2 protein-coding genes and 1 pseudogene are annotated in these 3,054 nt (G+C 75.0%); all 3 read right to left on the bottom strand.

What is annotated here, in order from left to right; genetic code table 11:
- Positions 1-4 precede the first annotated feature (4 nt).
- Complete coding sequence (locus E1265_RS35265) at positions 5-1,237, bottom strand: TIGR02678 family protein (RefSeq protein WP_132935029.1); 1,233 nt, start codon at positions 1,235-1,237, stop codon at positions 5-7.
- Positions 1,234-2,793, bottom strand: coding sequence for a TIGR02677 family protein (locus tag E1265_RS35260; RefSeq protein ID WP_132935028.1), 1,560 nt, complete (start codon positions 2,791-2,793; stop codon positions 1,234-1,236). Before E1265_RS35260 ends, E1265_RS35265 begins: the two co-directional genes overlap by 4 nt.
- A 52-nt stretch (positions 2,794-2,845) precedes the next feature.
- Positions 2,846-3,054, bottom strand: a pseudogene (locus tag E1265_RS40090) (DNA glycosylase); the annotation flags it as partial.

Below are 3,054 nucleotides of genomic sequence, written 5' to 3'. Positions count from 1 at the left end.
GCGGTCATCGGCGGGGGGTCCTTCCTGGTCGCGGCGGGTCTCCGGCGGGGTCGCGGACGACGGGGTCACCGACCGCGTACCGGGCGAGGGCGGGGCGTGCCACCACCGCGCCCGTGCGGAGCGTGACGAGGCCGAGGGCGACGAGCCGGTCGACGGCCTGGGCGACGAGCCACTCCTCGGCGCCTGGTTCCTTGGCGGTCTTGGCCCAGAACCCGGCGTGTTCGACGGCCAGTTCGCGGGCGCGCTGGCGCAACGCGGCGATGGTGACGGGACCTTCCGCGGCGGCGAGGTGTTCGGCGAGCAGCAGGGTGGCGTGGCCGCGGGTGCCCTGTTCGGGCATGCGGAGGTCGGTGAGGTCGTCGTCCGGGTCGACCATGGCGATGCCTTCCGCGCGCACCTCGGGGACGAGCCCGGTGAGTTCGGTGACGCGGGCGGTGAGGAAGCCGCGCTGCCGGGTGAGGTAGGCGCGCTCGGCCTCGGTCAACTCGTCGTAGTAGAGCACCGGATCGTCGAGCAGCCGGCGGGTGAGGGTGTGGCGGATGGCGCGGAACCGCAACTCGTCGCTGTCCAGGGCGGTCTCGGCGGTGATCTCGGCGAGCCGGTCCTCGAATCCGGTGGCCTGGACGAGGGACGGTCCGCGGGGGGTGGCGAGCAGCCCGGCGAGCACGCGGCGTTCGACGTCGTAGAGGGCGTCGCCGACGCCGGAGACGTAGGCGTCCTCGTCGCCGGCGATCCGGCGGAGCACGCCGAGCCGGATCAGCAGCCGGACGACGGCGGCCAGGTCGAGGCGCTCGTCGCGCTCGTCGAGGGTGAACCGGATGCCGGCGGCGGCGAGTTCGGGGGCGGCGGCCTCCAGGACGACCTGGTCGGCGAGGCGGCCGAGCGCGGTCTGCGCCTCCCCGCGCTCCAGGACGGCGAGGGCGAGGCAGAGCAGGACGTAGCGGCGGCGGGTGAACGGGGCGGCGGCGCGGCCGGCCTCGTGCGCGGGGTGCGTGGGGTCGGTGAGGGTGCCGGGCGTCCTGCGCAGCCGGGCGGTCTCGCCGTCGACGTGCAGGGACCAGCCGGTGTTGCGGTCGAACCACTCGCGCAGTTCGGCGGCGTGGCGGCGGACGAGGCGGAAGGAGTCGGCGTGCGGGCCGCGCGCCAGGAGCAGTGACTCCCTGAGCAGGGCGCGGGCCGCCTTCCGCAGGTCGGCGGCGTGCTGCCCGTCGAGCACCTCGGCGAGGGGCGTGCTCACCGGTCGTCGCCTCCCGCCGTGCGTCGTGCGGTGAGGCGTTCCGTGAGGTCGACGATCTCCACCAGGTGGTCGGGGCCGCGGAAGACGCCCGAGGGGGTGTGGATCTCGGCGCGCGGGGCGCCGGGCAGGGCGGTGAGGCGTATCTCCATGGAGCCGTCGTTGCTGGTCGCGCTGGTGTGGGTCATGCCGGGGCGCCAGGTGGCCAGCGCGTCGCCGAGCAGTCCGAGGAAGAGGCCGAAGGCGAGCGGGTCGAGCTCGCCGAGCGCGGAGAGCCGGACCGGCCCTGACGTGGCCAGGCGGGCCCGGGCGGCGGTGGTCTCCGCGTTCTGTTTGACGGCCAGTTCGGCGAGCCGGCGGCGGGCGGTCGAGCGGTCCTCGACGCGGCGGGCCCGGCCGCGCCGCTCGTAGCTGCCGGTGCGCCGCAGTTGGGGGCTGACGCGGAGCGGAGGAGCCTGGGACCAGGGGGTGCCCGCCGCGACCGGGTGGGCCGCGCGCTCCGCGAGGGTGTCGGCGTCGACGGCGAGGTGGCGTGCGGAGTAGAGCCCGAACGCGGCGCGCCACAGTCGGTGCCGGGACGCGTCGTCGGGCGCCTCGGCGAACCAGCGGGCGAGTGTCCTGAAGTCGGCGGAGCGGTCGGAACGGCCGGCGCGCCGCTCGTTGAGCACCCGGACGACCGCGAGGAGTTGGGGGATGGCGCCGAGCGCCCTGGCCCGCAGCAGCCGGGCCTGTGCCGGGTGCGCCTCCCGGCTGACGAACCACGCGGCGAGGCCCGACCAGCGCGCCGTCCAGCGCTCGAGCGCGGCACGCTCGGCGCGGTCGGCCTCCTCGGGCGACGCGTCGGCCGCCTCCCGGGCCGCGGCGACGGCCAGCAGCGAGCCGATGGCACGGCCCTCCAACTCCTCGACGAGCTGGGCGATGCGCCCGCCGAGCGTGATCAGGTCCTGGATGAACCGCTCCAGGTACTGGATGAGCTGGTCCTTGTAGGCGAGGAAGCCGGCTTCGGAGACCTCGTGCAGGTCAATGGTGCGCTGGAGGGAGCCCATGAAGGCGCGGGCGTTCTCGGCCAGGGCGGAGAAGCGGCTGGTCAGGGCATCGAGCGCGAGATGGGTCTTGGCCGGGTCGGGCGACTGCTCGGCGGCCAGGGCGAGCAACGCCCGCAGGTGGGTGATGATGTCGTGCAGGGCGACCGCCTGGAGCGCGCCGCGCCTGCCCAGGGCCTCGTCATAGCTGGCCAGGGCCTCCTCGGCCGCCTCGCCCGCCCGGGTGAGCTGGTAGACGAACCGCCTCCGGTAGAAGTCCTCGACCGCGGTGACCCGCCCGGTGTCCGGGTCGGCGCGCAGGTTGCCCCAGCCGACGAGGCTGTCGAGGGCTCTGGTGACCTCGTCCACGGTGCCCGGCTGCCAATCGTCGGGCAGCGCGAGCTGGACGTCCTCCGGACGCAGGTGTACGGCGAACCGCTCCTTGGCGACGAGGAAGACGCGCATCACCTGTCGGTAGAAGTCCGCGTTCGGCGTCGTGAGATGTGCGAACGGGCCGTATGTGGCGGGCGGGGTCATCACCGGCCATTGTGCCTCGAAGGCCGGTGGGTTCAGAGCCGGTCCCGGGTTTTCACCGAACGCCCCCAACCGGAAGCGGCCCGCGCGGTCCCGGGCCGCGTTGGCAGGTGGGACACCAGTAGGTCGGGCGCTCGCGGCCCGGGGTTTCGTACGTGTCTGCGGTGACGCGGACGGGGGTGGCGCAGGTGAGACAGGGCTGGCCGGTGCGGCCGTAGACGTGGAGGCGGGGGCGGCCGCGACGCGTCGTGGTGCGGTGGGGGG

The organism is Streptomyces sp. 8K308 (assembly GCF_004348315.1).
Lineage (GTDB): Bacteria > Actinomycetota > Actinomycetes > Streptomycetales > Streptomycetaceae > Streptomyces.
The sequence above is the reverse complement of the archived record's forward strand: the minus strand, read 5'-3'. Positions and strand labels throughout refer to the sequence as shown.